This window comes from Rhizobium sp. C104 (genome assembly GCF_022354505.1).
GTDB lineage: Bacteria > Pseudomonadota > Alphaproteobacteria > Rhizobiales > Rhizobiaceae > Rhizobium > Rhizobium redzepovicii.
Map to the genome: position 1 here is coordinate 734,709 of NZ_CP092352.1, position 19,687 is coordinate 754,395.

22 protein-coding genes are annotated in these 19,687 nt (G+C 62.5%); 17 read left to right on the forward strand and 5 right to left on the reverse strand.

Annotation, left to right across the window (positions count from 1 at the left end; translation table 11 throughout):
* Positions 1-37: 37 nt before the first annotated feature.
* The 3 genes from MF410_RS31590 to MF410_RS31600 are packed head-to-tail and all read right to left on the reverse strand — an operon-like array spanning position 38 to position 2,003.
* Positions 38-490, reverse strand: coding sequence for a DUF5086 family protein (locus tag MF410_RS31590; RefSeq protein WP_239620868.1), 453 nt, complete (start codon positions 488-490; stop codon positions 38-40).
* 5 nt (positions 491-495) lie between these two features.
* A complete protein-coding gene (locus MF410_RS31595; protein ID WP_097624328.1) occupies positions 496-1,278 on the reverse strand; it encodes a pyrroline-5-carboxylate reductase in 783 nt (260 codons plus the stop codon).
* Between the two features lie 5 nt (positions 1,279-1,283).
* Positions 1,284-2,003 carry a GntR family transcriptional regulator gene (locus MF410_RS31600; RefSeq protein ID WP_003592247.1) on the reverse strand — a complete coding sequence of 240 codons (720 nt, stop codon included), beginning with the start codon at positions 2,001-2,003 and terminating at the stop codon, positions 1,284-1,286.
* A gap of 201 nt (positions 2,004-2,204) precedes the next feature.
* On the opposite strand from MF410_RS31600, the gene MF410_RS31605 reads away from it, so the two are divergent.
* The 10 genes from MF410_RS31605 to MF410_RS31650 all read left to right on the forward strand — a co-directional run bounded on the left by MF410_RS31605 (position 2,205) and on the right by MF410_RS31650 (position 11,529).
* A complete protein-coding gene (locus tag MF410_RS31605; protein ID WP_097624329.1) occupies positions 2,205-3,035 on the forward strand; it encodes a transporter substrate-binding domain-containing protein in 831 nt (276 codons plus the stop codon).
* Between the two features lie 62 nt (positions 3,036-3,097).
* Positions 3,098-3,880: an amino acid ABC transporter ATP-binding protein gene (locus tag MF410_RS31610; protein ID WP_097624330.1), complete on the forward strand. Its 783-nt coding sequence runs from the start codon at positions 3,098-3,100 to the stop codon at positions 3,878-3,880.
* A gap of 9 nt (positions 3,881-3,889) precedes the next feature.
* Positions 3,890-4,552 (forward strand): amino acid ABC transporter permease, encoded by a 663-nt coding sequence (locus tag MF410_RS31615; protein WP_222135109.1) that lies wholly within the window; start codon positions 3,890-3,892, stop codon positions 4,550-4,552.
* A 9-nt stretch (positions 4,553-4,561) separates the two neighbouring features.
* The gene (locus MF410_RS31620; protein WP_183781518.1) at positions 4,562-5,230 is read left to right on the forward strand and encodes an amino acid ABC transporter permease; all 669 of its coding nucleotides are present in this window, start codon (positions 4,562-4,564) and stop codon (positions 5,228-5,230) included.
* Between the two features lie 28 nt (positions 5,231-5,258).
* A complete protein-coding gene (locus MF410_RS31625) occupies positions 5,259-6,137 on the forward strand; it encodes a dihydrodipicolinate synthase family protein (RefSeq protein WP_222135108.1) in 879 nt (292 codons plus the stop codon).
* A 58-nt stretch (positions 6,138-6,195) separates the two neighbouring features.
* Complete coding sequence (locus MF410_RS31630) at positions 6,196-7,434, forward strand: FAD-binding oxidoreductase (protein ID WP_222135107.1); 1,239 nt, start codon at positions 6,196-6,198, stop codon at positions 7,432-7,434.
* A 34-nt stretch (positions 7,435-7,468) separates the two neighbouring features.
* Positions 7,469-8,959 carry an aldehyde dehydrogenase family protein gene (locus tag MF410_RS31635; RefSeq protein WP_222135106.1) on the forward strand — a complete coding sequence of 497 codons (1,491 nt, stop codon included), beginning with the start codon at positions 7,469-7,471 and terminating at the stop codon, positions 8,957-8,959.
* Positions 8,956-9,990: a proline racemase family protein gene (locus MF410_RS31640; protein WP_183781510.1), complete on the forward strand. Its 1,035-nt coding sequence runs from the start codon at positions 8,956-8,958 to the stop codon at positions 9,988-9,990. Before MF410_RS31635 ends, MF410_RS31640 begins: the two co-directional genes overlap by 4 nt.
* A gap of 9 nt (positions 9,991-9,999) precedes the next feature.
* Entirely contained in the window at positions 10,000-10,764 is a 765-nt protein-coding gene (locus MF410_RS31645) for an SDR family oxidoreductase (protein WP_239620869.1), read from the forward strand.
* Positions 10,765-10,773: 9 nt separating this feature from the next.
* The gene (locus tag MF410_RS31650) at positions 10,774-11,529 is read left to right on the forward strand and encodes an SDR family NAD(P)-dependent oxidoreductase (protein WP_131710640.1); all 756 of its coding nucleotides are present in this window, start codon (positions 10,774-10,776) and stop codon (positions 11,527-11,529) included.
* Positions 11,530-11,540: 11 nt separating this feature from the next.
* Here the strand turns inward: MF410_RS31650 and MF410_RS31655 are convergent, their stop codons facing one another.
* Complete coding sequence (locus MF410_RS31655) at positions 11,541-12,536, reverse strand: LacI family DNA-binding transcriptional regulator (RefSeq protein ID WP_239620871.1); 996 nt, start codon at positions 12,534-12,536, stop codon at positions 11,541-11,543.
* Between the two features lie 305 nt (positions 12,537-12,841).
* Here MF410_RS31655 and MF410_RS31660 point away from each other — a divergent pair, with 305 nt between their 5' ends.
* The 5 genes from MF410_RS31660 (at position 12,842) to MF410_RS31680 (ending at position 16,359) form a co-directional block, all read left to right on the forward strand.
* Complete coding sequence (locus MF410_RS31660; RefSeq protein WP_131710641.1) at positions 12,842-13,636, forward strand: TIM barrel protein; 795 nt, start codon at positions 12,842-12,844, stop codon at positions 13,634-13,636.
* 26 nt (positions 13,637-13,662) lie between these two features.
* Complete coding sequence (locus MF410_RS31665; protein ID WP_131710642.1) at positions 13,663-14,682, forward strand: Gfo/Idh/MocA family oxidoreductase; 1,020 nt, start codon at positions 13,663-13,665, stop codon at positions 14,680-14,682.
* Positions 14,683-14,737: 55 nt separating this feature from the next.
* Positions 14,738-15,064 carry a MurR/RpiR family transcriptional regulator gene (locus tag MF410_RS31670; RefSeq protein WP_097624339.1) on the forward strand — a complete coding sequence of 109 codons (327 nt, stop codon included), beginning with the start codon at positions 14,738-14,740 and terminating at the stop codon, positions 15,062-15,064.
* Between the two features lie 112 nt (positions 15,065-15,176).
* The gene (locus MF410_RS31675; protein WP_239620872.1) at positions 15,177-15,416 is read left to right on the forward strand and encodes a hypothetical protein; all 240 of its coding nucleotides are present in this window, start codon (positions 15,177-15,179) and stop codon (positions 15,414-15,416) included.
* A 265-nt stretch (positions 15,417-15,681) separates the two neighbouring features.
* The gene (locus tag MF410_RS31680; RefSeq protein WP_183781505.1) at positions 15,682-16,359 is read left to right on the forward strand and encodes a GntR family transcriptional regulator; all 678 of its coding nucleotides are present in this window, start codon (positions 15,682-15,684) and stop codon (positions 16,357-16,359) included.
* 27 nt (positions 16,360-16,386) lie between these two features.
* Here the strand turns inward: MF410_RS31680 and MF410_RS31685 are convergent, their stop codons facing one another.
* A complete protein-coding gene (locus MF410_RS31685) occupies positions 16,387-17,388 on the reverse strand; it encodes an Ldh family oxidoreductase (protein ID WP_131710644.1) in 1,002 nt (333 codons plus the stop codon).
* Between the two features lie 285 nt (positions 17,389-17,673).
* Here MF410_RS31685 and MF410_RS31690 point away from each other — a divergent pair, with 285 nt between their 5' ends.
* A complete protein-coding gene (locus tag MF410_RS31690) occupies positions 17,674-18,726 on the forward strand; it encodes a proline racemase family protein (protein WP_239620873.1) in 1,053 nt (350 codons plus the stop codon).
* Between the two features lie 107 nt (positions 18,727-18,833).
* Positions 18,834-19,682, forward strand: a complete 849-nt coding sequence (locus tag MF410_RS31695; RefSeq protein WP_239620874.1) for a hypothetical protein — start codon at positions 18,834-18,836, stop codon at positions 19,680-19,682.
* Positions 19,683-19,687 lie beyond the last annotated feature (5 nt).

Here is a 19,687-nt window from a genome sequence, read left to right on the forward strand (position 1 = left end):
ACATCATGCTCTAACTCTTTAATTTAGCAGGTCACATCTATTCTGAATCGGATCTGCCGATGCATTCGAGAATTGCCGTGCGGCAAACCATGGCCTCTCTTTGCGCCGGAGATTGTTGACGCCAGGCCTTGTCGGCGATCCGGAACTCGATGTCCTTGTAAAAATAGGTCTTTGCTTTCCGTCTCAGGCGGCTCCTGTCCAAAGCCGCCGCCGTCACGACGAGATGGGCGGCAAGCCGCTTGAATTGCCAGGGTGGCGTATGCCGCTCCTTCTCGATCACTTCAAGATGGTAATAGGGATCGTGATCGGCGGGGTCGGGAACCTTGTAGATGGTGACCCAACGAATGGTCCGTGGTGAGAGGGAGAGAATGACGGTGGAAACGGCCGGTGGTCTTGCCGCCTCGGCATGCGCCAGGACGCTTCCGCCGAGAAGGGCCGCGACGGCTGCAAGGGCGGCGCCGAGACCTGTTCGCATCCATGCCGATGCCATGCGCCTCAGCTCCTGCGGCCCTCGATGCGGGCAAGCACGCCGTCGAGGGCGGCGGTGAGTGCGGCAAGACCGCCCTGCTTGTCGAAGTCCGAAAGAACCTGCTCGTTCAGGCCGCCTTTGGTGGCGAATTCGCGGCTCAGCGCGCTGAACGGCTCGTTGCCGGGGTTGTTGGCTTTCTGCGCCAGGCTTGCAAACAGTGGGGCGATGTAGGCTTGGCCCTTTGCCCTTTCGAGGCCGCTTTTTTCCAGCCAGCCGGTGATCGACTCCATGACGCCGAAATAGGTCGACATGACAGCGCTTGCGGCCGCGAGGAGATCGTACTCCTTCCGCGACTGACATTGCACGGCTGTTCCGAGCGTGTCAAACAGCGCCGCGATGGCGGCATTGGCGGGATAGATGGCGGTAACGCCTTGCCGCTGTGCGACGAAGGGCAGGGGGATGGCCTGGACGAGATCGATATCGGCGCCGATCCAATCGAGTAGGGCTTGCCGCTCCGTCGCCGCGACGAGGCTGACGACCGTCTGGCCGGTCCTGAACGACAGCGCCCGCACGACTTCCTCGGCGATCTGCGGCCTTATCGCCAGGAACACCATGTCGCTGCGATCGACGACAGTCTGGTTGTCCCCGGCAATCCTGACCGAGGCGAACTCTTCTGCCAGCGTGGCGGCAATGTGCGCGCTCCGCGGTGAAACGTGGACCTCGGAGGCGTAAGCCGGTGCGGCCAGAAGCCCGCGAACCATGGCTTCGGTGATGGCGCCGGTGCCGACGAATCCAATGCTGTCGATCATCGCTGTTACTCCGCAGCCCGCAACGGCCCCAACGCGACATCCGTCGTGTAGTTCTCGCGCATGAAGTTGATGAAATTGTCTTGGAATTGGCGCGTATGGGCATGGGCGAGCTCATCGGCGAGCTCGACGTTCTTGTCCCTGATGGCATCGAGCATCAGCGTGTGCTCGTCGGTCAGCAGATAGCCCTCATGGGTCCGCTCCAGATATTCGAAATGCAGGTGGAGCATGCGCTGTCCCTGCGACAGCAATTTCTCGTAGAAGGAGGCGAGGTACTGATTTTTTCCGGCATGGGCGATCGCCATGTGGAATTCCTTGTTGGCCTCCGACATGGCGAGATGATTGCCGGTTTTAACCGCCGCTTCGAAGATCTTCAGCCGCTTGGCGATGGTCTTGAGGTCGGCCTCGGTCCGGAGCGCTGCGGCAAGCCGCGTATTCATTCGCTGCGCGATGTCGAGCGCCTCGACATATTTGGGAAAGGTCGCGACTTCGATCGGCGCGACGATCGTGCTGCGGTTGGAAAGCGTCACTACCAACTCGTCGGCGCCGAGCCGGATCAGCGCTTCACGCACTGGCGAGCGCGACATGTCGAAGCGTTCGGCAAGCGTCATCTCGTCGAGAAGCTGACCGGGCGGCAAAGCAAGCGACAAAATCTCGTTGCGGAGCGTTTCGTAAACGCTCTTCCAGCCGGTCCCGCGGATGCGTTTCACTTCCGATTCATCAGACACTTAAGTCCCTTTCTCCAGGCGCGGATCCCATTGGGCCAGAAAAACAGCGTGTCGGCAATGTAATTTTTCCGCTTGACTTTGTCGACACGCTGTTGACATGCTCTGTCCAGTCGACACGCAGCCGACAAAAAAACAATAGAAACGGCCAGAGCCGACGAGTGGAACCGCGCGCTTTCGCGCACAGCAAAAGAGGAATGCCCAATGCTTTCTTTGATAACGTCCGCCTTGCGGGCGCTGCCCGTGCTCGCCCTGATGGCAGGTCTTTCCGCAACCGCCGCACACGCCCAGACCACTGACGGATATTGGCAGGGCGTGCAGAAGGCAGGCACGCTGCGCTGCGGCGCGGCCGTTGCGCCGCCCTATGTCATGCGCGATCCGGCGACGGGCGAGTACACCGGCTTCTTCGCCGATCTCTGCAAGGAATTTGCCGACGTCCTCAAGGTGAAGCCTGAATTCGTCGATACCACCTGGGACAATATCGTTGCCGGTCTGCAGGCGGGCAAATGGGATCTGTCGCTGGCGCTCAACCGGACACCAACTCGCGCCATGGCCGTTCAGTTCTCGATCCCGGCGATGGAGTACCAGATCTCGCTCGCCTACAATAAAAACAATCCGAAGATTACCACCGGTGCCGCTTCGGTGGCCGATATTGACAAATCAGGCGTGACGCTCGCCGTCATGTCCGGCACGGCGCAGGACAAAGCCATTTCCGCTGCGGTGAAGAACGCCACGATCATGCGCCTTCCCGGCAATGACGAAACCCGGCTGGCGGTCACCTCGAAGCGCGCCGACATCCTGGTCGACGCCTCCGATACCAATCAGCTCTTCACCCAGTCGAACCCGGATTGGGCGGTTGCGCTCAACCCGACGCCGGCTCTTGCCAAGCAGGGTGTCGCTTTCGGTCTGCCGCATCAGCTTTCGGCCGCCGATGTCGAAGTGGTCGATATTTTCCTCGAAGAGAAGGTCGCCACCGGTCACGTCGATGAGCTGATCCGCAAGGCGGTCGACGACGTGCTCAAGGGCGCAAAGTAACCTCGCCGGGCCGGTGCGGGGATCGCGCCGGCCCTTCCAGCTTCGATCATCGGAGATTGGCCATGACCACGTCCTTCAGCCTTCCCCTCGTGAAAATGCAGGCGCTCCACAAAAGCTATGGCAACGGAGCAATCCAGGTGCTGAAAGGCATCGACATTGAAATGAAGCGCGGCGAACGCGTCGTCGTCATCGGTCCGAGCGGCGGCGGCAAGAGCACGCTACTCAGGGTGATGATGGGCCTGGAGCAGATCGACAGCGGCTCGGTCAGATTCGACGGCAAGGCCTATATTTCTTCCGATGGCGGTGCCAGGAAGACCCAGATCGACACCAATGTCCGCCGCTCGATCGGCATGGTCTTTCAGCACTACACGCTGTTTCCACATCTGAGCGTCATTCAGAACCTGATCCTCGCACCCTGCAAAGTGCGCGGAGAAAGCAAGTCGAAGGCGACCGCTCGCGCCCAGGCTCTGCTCGAGCGCTTCGGGCTCGGCGCCAAGGCCAATGCCTATCCGGCACAGCTTTCCGGCGGCCAGAAGCAGCGCGTCGCCGTCGCCCGCGCATTGATGCTCGATCCGAAGCTGATGCTGTTCGACGAGGTTACCTCGGCGCTCGATCCGGAACTCGTGAGCGAGGTGGAGCAGGTGATCCTGCAGCTCGCCGCCCAGGACATGCCGATGATGATCGTCACCCACGACATGTGGTTCGCCAAGAACATCGCCTCGCGCGTCATCTTCTGCGCCGGCGGCGTGGTCGTCGAGGACGGCCCGCCCGAGCAGGTGCTCGGCGCTCCGCGCGAGGAACGCACCAAGGAATTCATCGACCGCGTCTTCCACATCAAACAGTAGGAGGCACAGATGAACTACACGTTCGATTTCAACGCCGTCTCCATCGCTCCGCTGCTGCAGGGGCTGTGGGTTTCGCTGCAGCTGACGGCGGCTGCGAACGCCCTCGGCATCGTCCTGGGCTTCGGACTGGCGCTGCTGATCATGAGCTCGATCAAGATCGTGCGGCTGCCGTTCATGCTGTTCGTCGAATTCTTCCGCTGCACGCCGGCGATCGTCCAGATCGTCTGGATCTTCTACTGCGTGCCGATGCTGTTCGACGTCTTCCTCGACCCGATGACGATGGGCATCATGGCCCTCGGGCTCAATCTGATGGCGTTCAATGCCGAGGCCTACCGGGCCTCGATCCAGGCGGTGCCGCGCGAGCAGCTCGATGCCGGCATCGCGCTCGGTCTCAATCCACTGCAGCGGGTGCTCTACATCGTCTTCCCGACGGCGTTCCGTGCCTCGATCCCGGTGCTTCTGACCAACGGCATCGTCATCTTCCAGCAGAGCGCGCTGGTCGCGATCGTGGCGATCCAGGACCTGATGTACCAGGGCAAGACTCTGGCGACGGAGACCTATCGCCCGATCGAGACCTTCACGGTCGTGGCACTCATCTATTTCGCCGTGTCCTTCCCGATAACCCAGATCGTCGGCCTGCTCGAACGCCGCCGCCAGATCCTCGTCAGCTAGGAGGCCAGCATGATGACGCTCGACTTCTCGATCCTGCCGCGCTTCGAGCACGCACTGCTGCTCGGTCTCTGGATGACGATCAAACTGACGGTCATCTGCATCGTGCTCGGATGCTCTCTCGGCTTCCTCGTCGGCCTTGCCCGAGCATCCGGCAATCTGGCGCTTCGAGCGGTCTCCGGCGCCTATGTCGAATTCTTCCGCGGTACGCCGGTCCTGATCCAGCTTTTCTGGATATTCTTCTGCCTGCCGCTCATCCTCGGCGTCGAGCTTTCGAACCTGGCCTCCGGCGTCATCGCGCTGACACTTTATATGGGCGCAATCACCAGCGAGACCTTCCGCGCCAGCCTCAAATCCATCGGCCGCGAGCAGTTGGATGCCTGCGTCGCACTCGGCCTGCCGCGCAGCGCCCAGGTCGTCAACGTCGTGCTGCCGCAGGCGGTGCTGCGGGCCATTCCGACGCTGCTGTCGAACTGCGTCAGCCTCTTCAAGGAGAGCGCGCTCGTCTCCGCCGTCGGCATGGCGGACCTGATGTTCGTCGGCCAGAACATCTCGAACAACACGGCCCGCCCGGTCGAAGTGCTGACGGTCGTCGCGCTGATCTACTTCGCCATTGCCTTCCCACTGACGCGGGCGGTTTCCCTCATCGAGGGACGCATCCTCAAGAAGCTCGCAATCTGAAAACGTCATTCCCAGGACAGGAGAATCCATGAAACTTTCCGGCGTCATGCCCGCCCTCATCACACCCTTCGACGCGAGCAACAAGATTGACTTCAAGGCGTTCGAAAAGCTTCTGACACATCTGCGTGAGGCAGGCGTCACCGGCTGGGTTCCGAATGGGTCCACAGGTGAATATTTCAGCCAATCCAGGGAAGAGCGCCGTGACGTGCTGCAGTTCGTCAAGGAGTTTGCCAGGCCGGGCGAAATTCTGATCGCCGGCACCAATGCGCCGGCGACCCGCGAGGTGGTCGAGCAGACGGCGATGACACGCGACATCGGCTATGACACGGTCCTGCTGGCGCCGCCATTCTATACCCGTCCGACGCAGGCGGAGCTCATCAAGCACTACGAAGCCGTGCTCGGTGCCGTCGATGTGAACCTCGTGCTCTATTCCTATCCGGCCAAGGATGGTTCGGACATCAGCTTCGAGCTGATGGATCATTTTGCCGATAATCCGCGGGTGATCGGCATCAAAGAAAGCTCGGGCGTTTTGCAGCGCGCCATCGACATCGCCAGCCGCTATGAGGGCAAGCTCCAGCTCGTCAGCGGCTCGGACGATATCGCGCTAGATTTCATGTTCTGGGGCGCGGAAAGCTGGATCTGCGGTCCGTCCAACTGCATGGCCAAGGCGTGCTGCGATCTCGACCGAACCTACAAGGCGGGAGATCTCAGCAAAGCCCGCGAGATGATGAAGACCCTCTATCGGGCGATGAACATCCTGGAGAGCGGCAAGTTCGTGCAGAAGATCAAATATGGCTGCGAGCTGCAGGGCTTGTCCGTGGGGACGTGCCGCGCGCCGCTCGGCGAGCTGACCTCGGAGGAAAAGGCCGAGTTCAGGGCGGCGATGGAGCCGATCCTCAACTGGTAGCAGGAACAGGCCGGGGCGGCCGAACCGCCCCGGGATCTCTGAATTTACGAGGTTCGCCGTGTCATCCATCGTGATCGTCGGCGCCGGCATTATCGGCGCCACCATCGCCTATGAACTCCAGCGCCGGGGAAACGACGTCACCCTGATCGACAGGGCTGCCCCCGGCATGGGCGCCTCCTACGGCAATATGGCGAGCATCGCCGTCACCGAATTCATGCCGGCTTCGCGTCCCGGCATCTGGGCGCAGATGCCGAAATGGCTGCTCGACCCGGAGGGGCCGGTGCGCATCCGGCCCGCCTATCTGCCGAAACTGGTGCCGTGGTTCCTGAGGTTCCTCGCCGCCAGCCGCCCCTCAAAATTGAGGGAGCTGGAAGCGGCCGGCGCCGTGCTCTGCGGCCGCGTCTATGAAGACCTTGACGTGCTGCTCAAGGAGACCGGTCTTGCGCATATGCTGACGGCCGAGGGCTGCCTCAGCCTCTATACTGACGACGCCGAATTCAGGGCGGATCGCGAACATATCGATATTCTGGAGCGTTTCGGCTTCCGGCACGAAATCCTCGGCGGCAACGCCATCCGGGATCTCGAGCCGGCCTTGACCGCTAGGATTGGCAAGGCGGTACTCTTTCCCGACAATCGGTCGATCACCGATCCGTACAAACTCGTCGCCGCCCTCATCGAAAAATTCCAGGCGCTCGGCGGCCGGATCGTCGAGGCCGACGTCGCAGGCTTCGAGCAAAGCGAGGCCGGCGTCTCGGCTCTGCGTCTGGCGGACGGGCGCACCCTTGCGGCGGAGAAGGTGGTGCTCGCGGCCGGTGCCTTCACCGCCCGACTTTCCGCGCTGCTGCGTGAACATATCCCGCTCGAAACCGAGCGCGGCTACCACACGCAGATCATGGAGCCCGGCATTTCGATGCGCCATTCGATCATCTGGCCGGCGCGCGCCTTCATGGTGACGCCGACGGCGGGCGGCATCCGCGTCGGCGGCACGGTCGAAATGGCCGGCCTCGACGCCCCGCCGGATTACCGGCGCGCAAAGATCCTGGTGAAGCGGGCACAGGAAGCATTGCCGGAGCTGAAGGCCGAAGGGGTGACGGAGTGGATGGGGCATCGCCCGGCACTGCCCGATACCGTGCCGGTCATGGGACTGTCCGCCAAGCACCGCAACGTTTGGTACGCGACCGGCCATGGGCATCTCGGCCTGACCTATGCCGCCACGACCGGCCGGTTGATGGCCGATCTCGTTACGGGCGTTGAACCGCCCGTGGACATGAAACCCTATCGCGTCGACCGCTTCTGAGCGCGGCGCCGACGCAAGGCAAAAGGGAGTGAACATGCGAAGCGAACTCTACATTGATGGACAGTGGGTGAAGCCGGTCAAGGGCGGCGTCTGCACGGTGACGAACCCGGCAACGGAAGAGGTGATCCAGACGATCGGCGCCGCAACGGCCGAGGATGTCGACCTTGCCGTCAAGGCAGCGCGCCGGGCCTTCGACAAGGACGGCTGGCCGAAGTTGACGGGCGCCCAGCGCGCCCGATATCTCCGGGCCATCGCAGATGGCATCCGCGCCCGCCAGGCCGAGATCGCCCGCCTCGAGGTCCTCGACAACGGCAAGCCGTTCCCCGAGGCCGATTGGGACGTCGCCGACGCCGCCGGCTGCTTCGATTTCTACGCGGGTCTCGCCGAACAGCTCGACAACAATCCCGAGGAGACGATCGCGCTTCCCGATCAGCGCTTTACCTCCAAGGCGGTACGCGAGCCGCTCGGTGTCGCCGGCGCGATTATCCCCTGGAACTATCCGCTGCTGATGGCGGCATGGAAAGTCGCCCCGGCACTGGCCGCCGGCTGCACGGTGGTGCTGAAGCCCGCCGAGCTGACATCGCTGACGGCGCTTGAACTGGCGGTGGTTGCCGACGAAGCTGGGCTGCCGCCCGGCGTGCTCAATATCTTGACCGGCGCCGGGTCGGTCGCCGGCCAGGCGATCATCGATCACAAGCAGGTCGACAAGCTCGCCTTTACCGGCTCGGGGCCGGTCGGCTCGAAGATCATGGCGGCGGCCGCCCGCGACATCAAGCGGGTCAGCCTCGAACTCGGCGGCAAGTCGCCCTTCGTCGTCTTCGAGGACGCCGATATCGACAAGGCTGTCGAATGGATCATGTTCGGCATTTTCTGGAACCAGGGTCAGGTCTGCTCGGCAACGTCGCGGGTCCTCGTGCAGGACACCATCTACGAGCGGCTGCTCGCACGACTGATCGAGGAGACGAAGAAGATCAAGATCGGCAACGGTCTCGACGAGGGCGTTCTCCTTGGGCCGCTGGTTTCCAAGCGCCAGCACGAGCAGGTTGTTGCCGCGATCGAAGCGGCGCGGCAGGCCGGTGCGACGGTCGCCTGCGGTGGAGCCCGCCCGGAAGGATTCGACAAGGGCTATTATCTCCAGCCGACCGTTCTGACCGATGTTCCGCTCGACAGCGCCGCCTGGGTGGAGGAGATCTTCGGGCCTGTCGTCTGCATCCGGCCGTTCAGGACCGAGGAAGAGGCGATCGAGCTCGCCAATGATTCCCGTTTCGGCCTCGCCGCCGCTGTCATGTCGAAGGACGACATCAGGGCCGAGCGCGTTGCCGCCGCCTTCCGCGCCGGCATCGTCTGGATCAATTGCTCGCAGCCGACCTTCACCGAGGCGCCCTGGGGCGGCTACAAGGAATCCGGCATCGGCCGCGAACTTGGCCGCTGGGGCCTCGACAACTATCTCGAGACCAAGCAGATCACCCGCTTCGTCGGCGAGGATCCCTGGGGCTGGTACATCAAGCCGGAGGCGGCCGAATGAACTGGAACCGCAGCCTCGACCTGCTGCAGGTCCACTGCCAGGGCGAGATCGGCAAGGTTATCGTCGCAGGCGCGCCCGAAATACCGGGCGCGACCATGCTCGACAAGATGAACCACATCAACACGGTGGACGACAGCCTGCGCCGCTTTGTCACCTTCGAGCCGCGCGCCAACGTTGCCATGTCGGTGAACCTGCTGGTCGAGCCGACCCGCGCCGACGCCGATGCCGGCTTCATCGTGTTGCAGGCCGACCGCGCCCACCCGATGTCCGGCAGCAACTGCATTTGCGTCGTCACCGCACTGCTCGAAAGCGGCCGGGTGCCGATGTCGGAGCCGGAGACGGTGGTGCGGCTGGACACGCCCGCCGGCCTGATCGTCGCGCGCGCCACCTGCCGCGACGGCCGCTGCCTTTCGGTCAGCCTCGACAATGTGCCGAGTTTTGCCGAGGCGCTCGACAGTGAGGTGGAGACGCCGAAATGGGGCCGCATCAAGGTCGATGTCGCCTTCGGCGGCGTCTATTACGCGCTTGTTGATGTCGACCAGCTCGGCCTCGATATCGCTCCGGCCAATGCCCGGCTGCTGGCAGAGGCCGGCATCGAGCTCAAGTCGCTCCTTGCCGGGCAGGTCTCTGTCGCCCATCCCGTTTTAACCGGCGTCAACGAGATCGCCTATGTGATGTTCCGCGGGCGCGAGGCTGACGGGGCGGTCAGGACCTGCACGACGCTGCAGCCCGGCCGCGTCGACCGCTCGCCCTGCGGAACCGGCAGCTCGGCCAATCTGGCGACGCTCTATGCCCGTGGCGAAGTCTCGGTCGGAGACTTGAGAACGTCCCGGTCGATCATCGGCGGCGAGTTTCTGGCGGAGGCGATCGGCGAAGCCGAGGTGGGCGGCCGCCGCGCCGTGTTGCCGAGAATAACCGGCCGCGCCTATGTCTATGGCCGCGAGCAGCTGCGTATGTCCGACGACGATCCCTTCGCCGCGGGCTTTGCGCTCTCTGATACATGGGGGCCGCAGGTCGGCCTGCTCGGATAGGAGCCCGCAATGTCTTACCTTCAACCTCTGGCCGGCCAGACTGTCCTCGTCACCGGGGCATCCGGCGGAATCGGCGCAGCCATCGTCGAGCGCCTTTCGGCCGAAGGCGCGCGACCGGTCATCCATTACGGCCGCGACAGGCAACGTGCGGAAGCCCTGCTCTGCAAGCTTGGCGGAAACGGCCTGATCGTTCAGGCCGACCTCTCCCGTCCGGACGGCGCCTTCGCGCTTTGGGGCGATGCGCTTTCGGCGGCGGGACGGATCCATGCCGTCGTCAACAATGCCGGGGTCCGCAACGAGATTTCGATCGATGCCGATCCGGCCGATTGGCGGGCAGCCTGGCAGAAAGAGTTTCAGGTGAATTTCTTTGCCGCGGCCGATCTCTGCAAAGAGGCGCTCGTGCATTTCAAGCAGCATGGCGGCGGGCGGATCGTCAATATGGCCAGCCGCGCCGGTCAGCGCGGGTACGCCGCCGACGCCATGCCTTATGGGGCGACGAAGGCGGCGCTCACCAATCTCACACAGTCGATCGCGAGGAGCTTCGGTCGCGACGGAGTGGTCGCCGTCTCCGTCGCGCCGGGATGGGTGCGCACCGATATGGCCGAGGATTTCGTGGCAAGGCACGGCAAGGAGGCGGCGGTTGGCGATATTCCGATCGGCGCGATGGCCGAGCCGGGCGAGATCGCCGAGCTGGTCGCCTTCCTGCTTCGTCCGTCGCAGGCATCGGTCAACGGCGCGACATTCGACGTCAATGGCGGCAGCTACATCAGATAGGAGAACGGGATGAAGAGATTTCATGGCAAGGTCGCGGTCGTGACCGGTGGCGGCGGTGGCATCGGCTCCGCCATATCGAAGAGGTTGGCCGAGGAAGGCGCGCTGGTGGTGGTGACCGATGCCAACGCTCAGGCCGCAGGCGAAGTCGCGTCGCTCATCGAGGCGGCGGGCGGATCGGCGACCGCCATTGCGGCCGACATCTCCCGCAAGCCGGAATGTGTGGAACTTATCGAAAAAGCCTTTGCGATCAAGGGGCGGCTGGATGTGCTGGTCAACAATGCCGGCATCAACCGGCGCGGCAATCTGCTGGCGCTCTCGGATGAAGACTGGCAGCTGAGTTTCGCGGTCAATCTGGATTCGATGTTCCATCTCTGCCGCGCGGCCCTGCCGCATATGATCGCCGCCGGTGGCGGCGCGATCATCAACACGGCCTCGCAATGGGGGCTTTACCCCGCGCCGAACCACATCGCGTACAACACCACGAAGGCGGCCGTTGCCGCCTTCACCCAGAACCTCGCCCGCGACTATGCGCCGGACAAGGTGCGCGTCAACGCCGTGTGCCCCGGCGAAATTCGTACGCCGATGCTCGAAGCCGGCGTCAAGCGCTCCGGCCGGACGATCGCCGAACTCGACAGGCTCGTTCCCTACGGCCGCATCGGCCGTCCGGAAGAGGTCGCGGCCCTCGTCGCGTTCCTCGCCTCTGACGAGGCCGCGTTCATGTGCGGCTCTTTGGTGGAGATCACCGGCGCGCAGGCCGTATCATAGCGCCCGGACGACTATGTCGAACTTCGGACGACGAGCCGGCCCGGCAGCGTCACAGTCTCCGGTTCGACGGCGCCCTTAATCATGCTGACGACAGCCCGCACCATCTCTTCCCTGGGTTGTTCGTAGGTTGTCAGTCCGTATCCGTATGATCCGCCGAGTTCGTAATTATCGAAGCCGACGATAGCGATGTCCTCGGGAATCTTCAGTCCGAAGTTTCCGCGAATCTCGTCCATTGCTCCCAGTGCGAGAATGTCGTTTTCGCACATCAGGACATCCACCCGCTTTTTCGCCGGCGTGCTCGCGAGATATGCCCGGACGGACGCCGCACCCGCGTCCGCACTGTACCTGTCTGCGGAAAGAAGTGAGATGTTTTGGATGCGGTGCTGGGCCCAGAACTCGAGGTAATGCTGACGTCGCCTCAGCGCCGTCGAGAGAGCGGCGGCCCCACTCATGAAACCGGGTCGCCGATAGCCTCGTTCATAAAGGTGACGGACGATGTCCCGAAGCGCCAGTTCGGCGTCGCATACGACGGCTGGGACGCCGTCGATCTGGCTGTCTCGAGCCAGAACGAACATGGGAGGCATTCCATGGCCGAGCTGCAGGTCGGTCAGCGTCTCATCGCGGAACGCGGTACCGAAGAGAATGATGGCGTCGACCTGACGCTGGTCGGCATGGAGTAGCGCGTTCACATGGTCGAAGTGATTGTTGATGTTGATGAGCATCGCAACCAGCCCCGCCGCCTGTAGCTGCTCCGTCAAGGTTTCGAGGAAAGGGAGTTTTTGCGGGTTGGCAAAATCGTCGACGAACACCGCCACCTGGCGCGTCGAGTTGGTCGCGAGACTGCGCGCCAAAAGGTTCGGCGTGTAGTTGAGCGCGGCTGCCATCTCCAGCACCTTCCGCTTACTCTCCTCGGTGATGGACGCGCCGGGTGTGAAGGCCCTGATGACCGTCCACTTCGATACTCCTGCGGCCTCCGCCACCTGTTTTGCCGTTGCCCGCTTGCGCATTACGCCTCCCGAAGAAAATGGAATAAACATTCCATTTTCTGATTCCGGTGAAATGAATGCTTGCTTTTAGCTTATTCCTGCATATGATGCACCTGCTTTGCACCCGGTAGCAAGCGTTTTGCACCCGGTAGTATTCGTTTTGTCCGTTCCTGTGGAGGGGACGGTTGAAGGAGGAAAGGAACTTCAGTCGATCTCCGAGGAGCTTGGCGGAACGATTTGACGCTCTCGTCAAAAAAGCGAATTCGGTCCAGCACCTGCGTGCCGGACCACGGACACTCATACCCATGATCAGGGAAGAACCCGCAATGAGCAACTCCATCTCATCCCCCTTTCCATTGGCGGCTTGCGCCGAAATGCTCTGGCGCGATCGGCCCATCGAATGGCGTGCCTCACGGCTCAAGGAACTGGGTTTCGGCGTCGGTCTCTGGAACTGGCCGGAACATGACATTCGCAAGCTGGAGGCGACCGGCGCCACTTTCACCATCATGAACGGCTATCTCACTGGCCGGCTCACCGACGACGAGGGCGCGGATGAACTTCTGAGGACGGCGCGCCAAACTGCTGAGATCGGCAAGCGCCTCGGCGTTCAGCGGCTGAACCTTCACGGCACCGGTCTTGGCGACCGCGGCCTTCCGGTTCAGCCGATAGAGGTCGTCACGGGGGCGATGTGGATGAAGGCGCGCGACACGTTGCGCAGGATCGTCGACTTGGCGGAGGATGAGAATGTCGTCTTCACTCTCGAGAATTTGAACCTGCCGGTCGACCACCCAGGTGTGCCGTTCGGGCGCGCGGAGGACACGATGGCGCTCGTTTCCAGCATCGACCATCCCCGTCTTCGCCTGAACCTTGATCTCTATCACGCCCAGATCGGCGAAGGGAACCTGATCGAGCTGTGCCGCAGGTGCTTGCCATGGATTGGCGAGATCCAGGTCGCCGACGTGCCGGGACGCTGCGAACCCGGCACGGGCGAGGTCAACTGGAAAGGGGTCGCCAAAGCGCTGACGACGATGGGCTACGCCGGTCCCGTCGGCTTGGAAGCCTGGGCTGCCGGCGATTCCGACGCCGCGCTCGAAGCCTTCCGCTCAGCATTCACCCTCTGACGTTTCAATCCTACAGGACCCGAACCATGCCCAAGATCAAGTCCGTCAACGTCGGCCTTATCGGCGCCGGCCGCATCGGCTCCTTCCATGGCCAATCCATCGCCCGCCGGCTGGTGGACGCGGAACTTGTCGCCATCGCAGATCCGGCGCCGGGCACCGCAGCGAAGCTCGCAGAGACGCTCGGTGTGGACGCCGCATATGCTGAGGTATCAGAACTCCTTGCCCATCCGGGGCTCGATGCGGTGGTTATCGCCACCCCCGCGCGGTTCCATACAAATGTGCTGGTGCAGGCTGCCGAAGCCGGCAAGGCGATCTTCTGCGAGAAGCCGATGGCCCTGACCCTTGAAGATGCGGACCGGGCGATTGCCGCGGCCCATTCGGCCGGCGTGCCGCTCCAGGTCGGGTTCAACCGGCGCTGGGACCAGGCCTTTGCCGAGGGTCGCGCCGCCATCGACGCCGGCAAGATCGGCGCCCCGCAGCTCATCCGCTCCCTGACGCGCGATCCAGGCCCCTTCGGCGCAGATCCCGACCGCATCCCACAGTGGACCATTTTCTACGAGACGCTCATTCACGACTTCGACACCCTGCTTTGGCTCAATGCCAGCGCCAAGCCGGTCGAGGTTTTCGCGATGGCCGACGCGCTCCTCCGCCCGGATGCAAAGGAGAAGGGCTTCATCGACACCGCAGTGGTCAACATCCGCTTCGACAACGGCTCGGTCGCCGTCGCGGAGGCGAACTTCTCGGCACTTTACGGTTATGACATTCGCGGCGAGGTGTTCGGATCCGGAGGTATGGTCACCATGGGCGACGTCCGGCGGTCGAGTATGACCCTCTTCGACAAGGACGGTGTCTCGAACGATACGTGGCGACGGGACACCGATCACTTCGTCCAGGGGTACACCGCCCAGCTCGCCGCGTTCGTCGACGCCGTGCGCAATGGCGAATTCAAGGATGCTCCGACAGGCATGGATGCGCGCAACGCGTTGATGATCGCGCTCGCCAGCATCGAGTCCGTTTCGAAGAATCGGCCCGTGCTTTTGTCATGAAAGCCGGGATGCGCCGCCGAGCCGGCGCATCCCGCCTCAACAAGGAGCCGACACCATGAGCGCCGAGCGGACATTGCAGAAGCCGAACAGCGTCGCCGAACTGAAGGGCATGATTACGGCAGCCGGGTTGCGACTTCCCGAGCAGCAGGAGCGCGTGGCGCGCAAGATGCTGGCACGGCCCGATATCGTCGCCTTCGGAACGATAAGTTCCGTGGCGGGCGAATGCGTGGTGTCCCCTTCCACGGTGGTCCGCGTCGCCAATGCGTTGGGCTTCGACACCTTCAGGGAGCTGAAGTGTTTCTTTCAACAGCATCTGAGATCGATCTCCGGCGCTCCCCGTCCAACCATTTCCAAGACAAGGGCGTCTGCCGCAACGCATTGACGCGCCACAGGGGTTCGCATGAATTCTCTCGATTTCCTGCCCGAAGATGTGCGGCATGCAGTGGCGCTGGCTTCAGCGTGGCACTCCGGCGAATTGGCGGAACGCCGCGTCGATGACGAAATGGCCGCTGTCGCGGCATGCCGACCTTCTCCATGCGATGGACTGCAAGGTAATGATCTACTGCGAGGTCGCCGTGATGACGCCCGGATCGCCTCTCGACGCGCCCATGTCCCAGCGCCTGATCATGCCGGCAGGCGAAGCAGCGGCCTATGCTTCGCACTTGACCGAATTCTCGAAACGTCTGGCGGATGAATACGTTCGCCAGCTGGCCTATCATCATCACCTTTGGTGACGCAGACTTTCGACGAGATCTCCCGCCTGTTCGGCACGACGGGTCGCGAGGTCACGACTGGGCTTTCGGTCAGCAGAAATAACGGTCGAAAGGGCCGCCCCATCGGCTCGCACGGTAATTTCTCGGTGAACGCAAAACCGGCGGCTGGATCCAGAGATTACGGGAGCGCAAGCCGCGGCGTGAAAAAGCTGATCAATCTTGAGGAATGAGATCGTCTACGATATCCCAAGCAGGATCTTCGTCCCGGAAACAAGGAGCTTGGGGAATGCCTTTCAACACCGCTCAGGTGACAAATCTCGGGAAGGCCCCCACAGCCTCGGATGTCATCCTGAAGTTCATCCGCGATTCCATTGCGGATGGATCGCTGGATGAAGGCGAGCCGATCCGTCAGGACGATGTCGCCAGGCTGTTCAACGTCAGCAAGATCCCCGTGCGGGAAGCGCTCAAGCGGCTGGAGGCGGAAGGTCTGGTGGAGTTCCACCGCAACAAGGGCGCGATCGTCACGAGCGTTTCGGAGCCTGAGATTGTCCAGATCTTCGAGGTGCGCGCGATCTTGGAATCGAACGCCATCAAACTCTCGATCCCTCATATGACGGAAGAGACCTTTGAAAAGGCGCTTGGCTATTGCGACGCCTTCGCAGGGGAAACCGATGTCGCACGGTGGTCGGAATTGAACTGGCGATTCCACAGCTGCCTTTACGAGGATGCGCAACGGCCATTTCTCGTAACCACCATCCGTTCCGTCCACGACCGGCTGGAACGCTATCTCCGGGTACAGTTGACCCTGTCGCATGGCAAGCAGACGGCGGATCGCGAACATCGCCAGATCCTCGAAGCGTGCCGAGCGCGCGATGAGGAAAAGGCGGCAGGTCTGCTCTACGCCCACATCATGAGCGCCTGCCAATCGCTTCTCGAACATCTTCCGGAAAAGAAGCCCCGTTGAGCGTCATCCCATCGATCGCGGGAAAAGTCAGGTGCCGGCGATCTTTACGACAGCCTCGAAGACGGCGCGCGGCACTTTCAGGCTTTCCGTCGCCGGCCTTGGATATTCGATGCCGCTGACGCCGGGCATGAACACGCCGTGTTGCTGAAGGCGGTCGGCCTGGCGGCGCGCGCGCTCGACAAGGCCATCGTCGGTGCACCCCGGCATCATCGCCACGACGGTCAATCCCACGGCAGGGCTGTCGCTTCCCTCTCTGAACGACGGCGTGTCCAATGACCACGGGCCGCCGGAGAGGCCGGCCGACAGCATTTCCACCATCAGCGCCACATTGGCGCCCTTGCGTCCGCCGAAAGGAAGCAGCGCTCCGCCAAGCGCTCTTGCCGCATCCTGGGTGTCGTTACCGGCTTCGTCGACGGCCCATCCGGCCGGGATGGCGCGTCCCTCGGCTGCGGCGGCGACGATATTGACATAGGCGGTGGCGCTGGAAGCCTGGTCGATGATGAGAGGTAGCGATCCTTCTCCCAGCGGAAAGCCTAAGGCCATCGGGTTCGTGCTGTAAACGGCTGGGCCGCCGGCTTTGGCGACCACCATGGCATTGGCGTTGGTCGCGGCGATGCCGACGATTCCTTCGCCGGCAAGCCTGCGAACATAGTAGCCCAGTTCTCCCGCGGTATAGCTGTTCTTCTGCGTAAACACGGCGACCCCGAAATTGCGCGTGACCGCGACGAGTTCGTCGAAGACGCGATCGAAACCGAGCTGGGCGATGCCGCGATCGGCATCCGCGACGAAGAAGGCGGGATAAGGACGCGTGCAGCTTGGTTCAGCGCCGCCGTTGATGCGGCCCTCGCGAAAGCTGTTGAGGTAATCCACCATGTGCGGAAACCCGAGTGTCGCAGGTCCGTAGAGTGCGGCGGACAAGGTAGCGTCTACGAGGGATCGGGCGGTGGCTTCCGTTGCGCCGGCTGCCAGGCAGGCCCGTATTGCCAGGGCCTCGGCTTCCGCCAGATTGAGCACGACCTCATCAGACATCTGAAATCTCCGTTCTCGTGTTTCCTTGACCGCCGATGCTTTGAAGACATCCGGCGCGGCCCGGTTCTCGGCCGGTCGGTGTTCCGGCCCATGGAGTTCCTTAGCAACGGTCGCGAGACGCCGAAAGGAATAATGTACATTAGTGTCAACAAGCATGACGTTGGTGATTGACAAGTTCGCGGCTTCGGATAAAGGATAACGTATACGATATTACAAAGAGATGGCCCAGTTGCAGGCCGCTGTCTGACGAAGACGGCAATTTCGCAACGATGGAGGAGAACAAGTATGGGATTCAAAAGAACGATCCACGCGGTCGATACGCACGCAGGCACGCCGATGCGCGTGATCACGGGCGGCATTCCGCATATTCCCGGCAATTCCGTCTATGAGAAGATGAAATGGCTGGAGAGCAACGACGATCAGCTGCGCAAGCTGATGCTGCGCGAGCCGCGCGGCTATCCCGCCCATTGCTGCAACATCATCGTGCCGCCCTGTCACCCGGAAGCCGATGCCGGCTATATCATCCTCGAGCAAATCGAATATCCGATGATGTCCGGCGGCAATACCATCTCGGTGGTGACGGTGCTTTTGGAAATGGGCATGCTGCCGATGAAGGAGCCCGTCACCGAGCTGGTGCTCGAGGCGCCCGCCGGCCTGATCCGCGTCACGGCGGAATGCAGCAACGGCAGGGCCAAGAACGTGACCTTCAAGAACGTCCCCGCATTTGCCGCCCATCTCGATGCAGTCATCGATGTGCCGCATCTCGGAAAGGTCACCGTCGATGTCGGCTGGGGCGGCATGTTCTATGTCATCGCCGATGTCAGGCAGTTCAAAGGCCTTGAGCTGATCCCCACACATGGGCGGGAGATCGCGCGCGTTTCCGCGATGATCCGCCAGGCGGCCATCGAACAGTTGCCGGTTGCCCATCCGCATTACCCCGGCGTCGGCATTACGATCTCACAGCTGTCGGGACCGACGGACGATCCGAACGCCGACTGGAAAAATACGGTGACGATGGCGACGGGTGGTCTGTCCTGGGACGATCCCGCTACCTGGACGGGAGCGCTCGATCGCTGCCCCTGCGGCACCGGCACCTGCGCGAAGATGGCGGTTCTGCATGCGAAGGGCGAATTGCCGCTCAACCAGGATTTCCGGCACCAGGGCATTCTGGGCAATATCTATACAGGCAGGCTGGTCGAAGAGGCCAGGATCGGCGACAAATCCGCCGTTGTCCCGACGCTGACCGGCACGAGCTGGATCTCCGGTCTGAATACCCTCGTTCTCGACAATGACGATCCCTTCACGGAAGGGTTCACCCCAGGCGATATCTGGGCCTGAACATCGGCGCGCGGCGGCATCGTCTGGTGACGTCTTTCGTTTCGGATTTCGGATGTTTACAAGGCTGAGGCAGCTCAAAACATTCGACCGGAGGAAAGGCATCGATCGTGAATCTCATGCGTCGCGCGCTGTTAGGGACATTCTGGGCCCTGATCGGCTGGAGGCCGGCATCTGCCAAGGAAGCCGGCTCGGATTCCGGCAAGCAAACGATGCAGGCCGAGGCATCGTCGGTGACGCCTCGGCATGTCCTGTGTTTTCTCGGGCGGGACCCCGACCTGAGCCGCCTGTCCGATGCGGCATCGCAGGCAATCCGTGACTTCGCCACCGGTTTCAGCATCGACGAGGATTATTCGCAGGCCGAGCCTGATGATCGCATGAGCCGGTCATTCGACGTCTGCTGGGATCGGGTCGAACCCGATGCCTGGGATCCGGCGGATGAGAAAGCCGTCGCCGATCATCGATCGGTGCTCTACATCCTTGGGCCGAGCATGAAGCAGGCGGAAACGGCGACGGTTTCGATGCTGGCGCTCCGCCTCGTCGAACGGTTGATCGGCGCGGGAGCGGTTGCCGTGAAGGGTGAAAGCGCCGGGATCGCCCATGGGCTCGATCGATGGAGAGAACTGATCCGGCAGGGAGCCGAGGCGCAGAAATCCGCCGACAGGCTCACCGAGCAGCGGATCGGCCGGCTGGCCTTTGCGAAGCGGCCGCTCTCTGCGCGGGGGTATCTCGAAAGCGTCGGCTTCCATCTTGTCGGGCTGCCGGATGTCTATGTGCCTGACACAGAAGGCAGCGAACGGCAGATTGTCGCCATCATGGATGCAGTCGCCGACGAGATCGCCGAGCAGGGGCTCGAATCGACGCTGAAGGCGCGCCGGGCAAGCCTCTCCTTCAATTCCACTTATGAAGTGGACGAATACAAGTTCAATCCATACGGCATCGTCAGGCTCGGCGGCTGAAAGGC

What these genes read in the sequence shown, in the direction of transcription:
- MF410_RS31590 (WP_239620868.1), bottom strand. Translation starts at nt 490, where the DNA reads ATGGCATCGGCATGGATGCGAACAGGTCTCGGCGCCGCCCTTGCAGCC.
- MF410_RS31595 (WP_097624328.1), bottom strand. Translation starts at nt 1,278, where the DNA reads ATGATCGACAGCATTGGATTCGTCGGCACCGGCGCCATCACCGAAGCC.
- MF410_RS31605 (WP_097624329.1), top strand. Translation starts at nt 2,205, where the DNA reads ATGCTTTCTTTGATAACGTCCGCCTTGCGGGCGCTGCCCGTGCTCGCC.
- MF410_RS31610 (WP_097624330.1), top strand. Translation starts at nt 3,098, where the DNA reads ATGACCACGTCCTTCAGCCTTCCCCTCGTGAAAATGCAGGCGCTCCAC.
- MF410_RS31615 (WP_222135109.1), top strand. Translation starts at nt 3,890, where the DNA reads ATGAACTACACGTTCGATTTCAACGCCGTCTCCATCGCTCCGCTGCTG.
- MF410_RS31620 (WP_183781518.1), top strand. Translation starts at nt 4,562, where the DNA reads ATGATGACGCTCGACTTCTCGATCCTGCCGCGCTTCGAGCACGCACTG.
- MF410_RS31625 (WP_222135108.1), top strand. Translation starts at nt 5,259, where the DNA reads ATGAAACTTTCCGGCGTCATGCCCGCCCTCATCACACCCTTCGACGCG.
- MF410_RS31635 (WP_222135106.1), top strand. Translation starts at nt 7,469, where the DNA reads ATGCGAAGCGAACTCTACATTGATGGACAGTGGGTGAAGCCGGTCAAG.
- MF410_RS31640 (WP_183781510.1), top strand. Translation starts at nt 8,956, where the DNA reads ATGAACTGGAACCGCAGCCTCGACCTGCTGCAGGTCCACTGCCAGGGC.
- MF410_RS31645 (WP_239620869.1), top strand. Translation starts at nt 10,000, where the DNA reads ATGTCTTACCTTCAACCTCTGGCCGGCCAGACTGTCCTCGTCACCGGG.
- MF410_RS31650 (WP_131710640.1), top strand. Translation starts at nt 10,774, where the DNA reads ATGAAGAGATTTCATGGCAAGGTCGCGGTCGTGACCGGTGGCGGCGGT.
- MF410_RS31655 (WP_239620871.1), bottom strand. Translation starts at nt 12,536, where the DNA reads ATGCGCAAGCGGGCAACGGCAAAACAGGTGGCGGAGGCCGCAGGAGTA.
- MF410_RS31660 (WP_131710641.1), top strand. Translation starts at nt 12,842, where the DNA reads ATGAGCAACTCCATCTCATCCCCCTTTCCATTGGCGGCTTGCGCCGAA.
- MF410_RS31665 (WP_131710642.1), top strand. Translation starts at nt 13,663, where the DNA reads ATGCCCAAGATCAAGTCCGTCAACGTCGGCCTTATCGGCGCCGGCCGC.
- MF410_RS31670 (WP_097624339.1), top strand. Translation starts at nt 14,738, where the DNA reads ATGAGCGCCGAGCGGACATTGCAGAAGCCGAACAGCGTCGCCGAACTG.
- MF410_RS31675 (WP_239620872.1), top strand. Translation starts at nt 15,177, where the DNA reads ATGACGAAATGGCCGCTGTCGCGGCATGCCGACCTTCTCCATGCGATG.
- MF410_RS31680 (WP_183781505.1), top strand. Translation starts at nt 15,682, where the DNA reads ATGCCTTTCAACACCGCTCAGGTGACAAATCTCGGGAAGGCCCCCACA.
- MF410_RS31685 (WP_131710644.1), bottom strand. Translation starts at nt 17,388, where the DNA reads ATGTCTGATGAGGTCGTGCTCAATCTGGCGGAAGCCGAGGCCCTGGCA.
- MF410_RS31690 (WP_239620873.1), top strand. Translation starts at nt 17,674, where the DNA reads ATGGGATTCAAAAGAACGATCCACGCGGTCGATACGCACGCAGGCACG.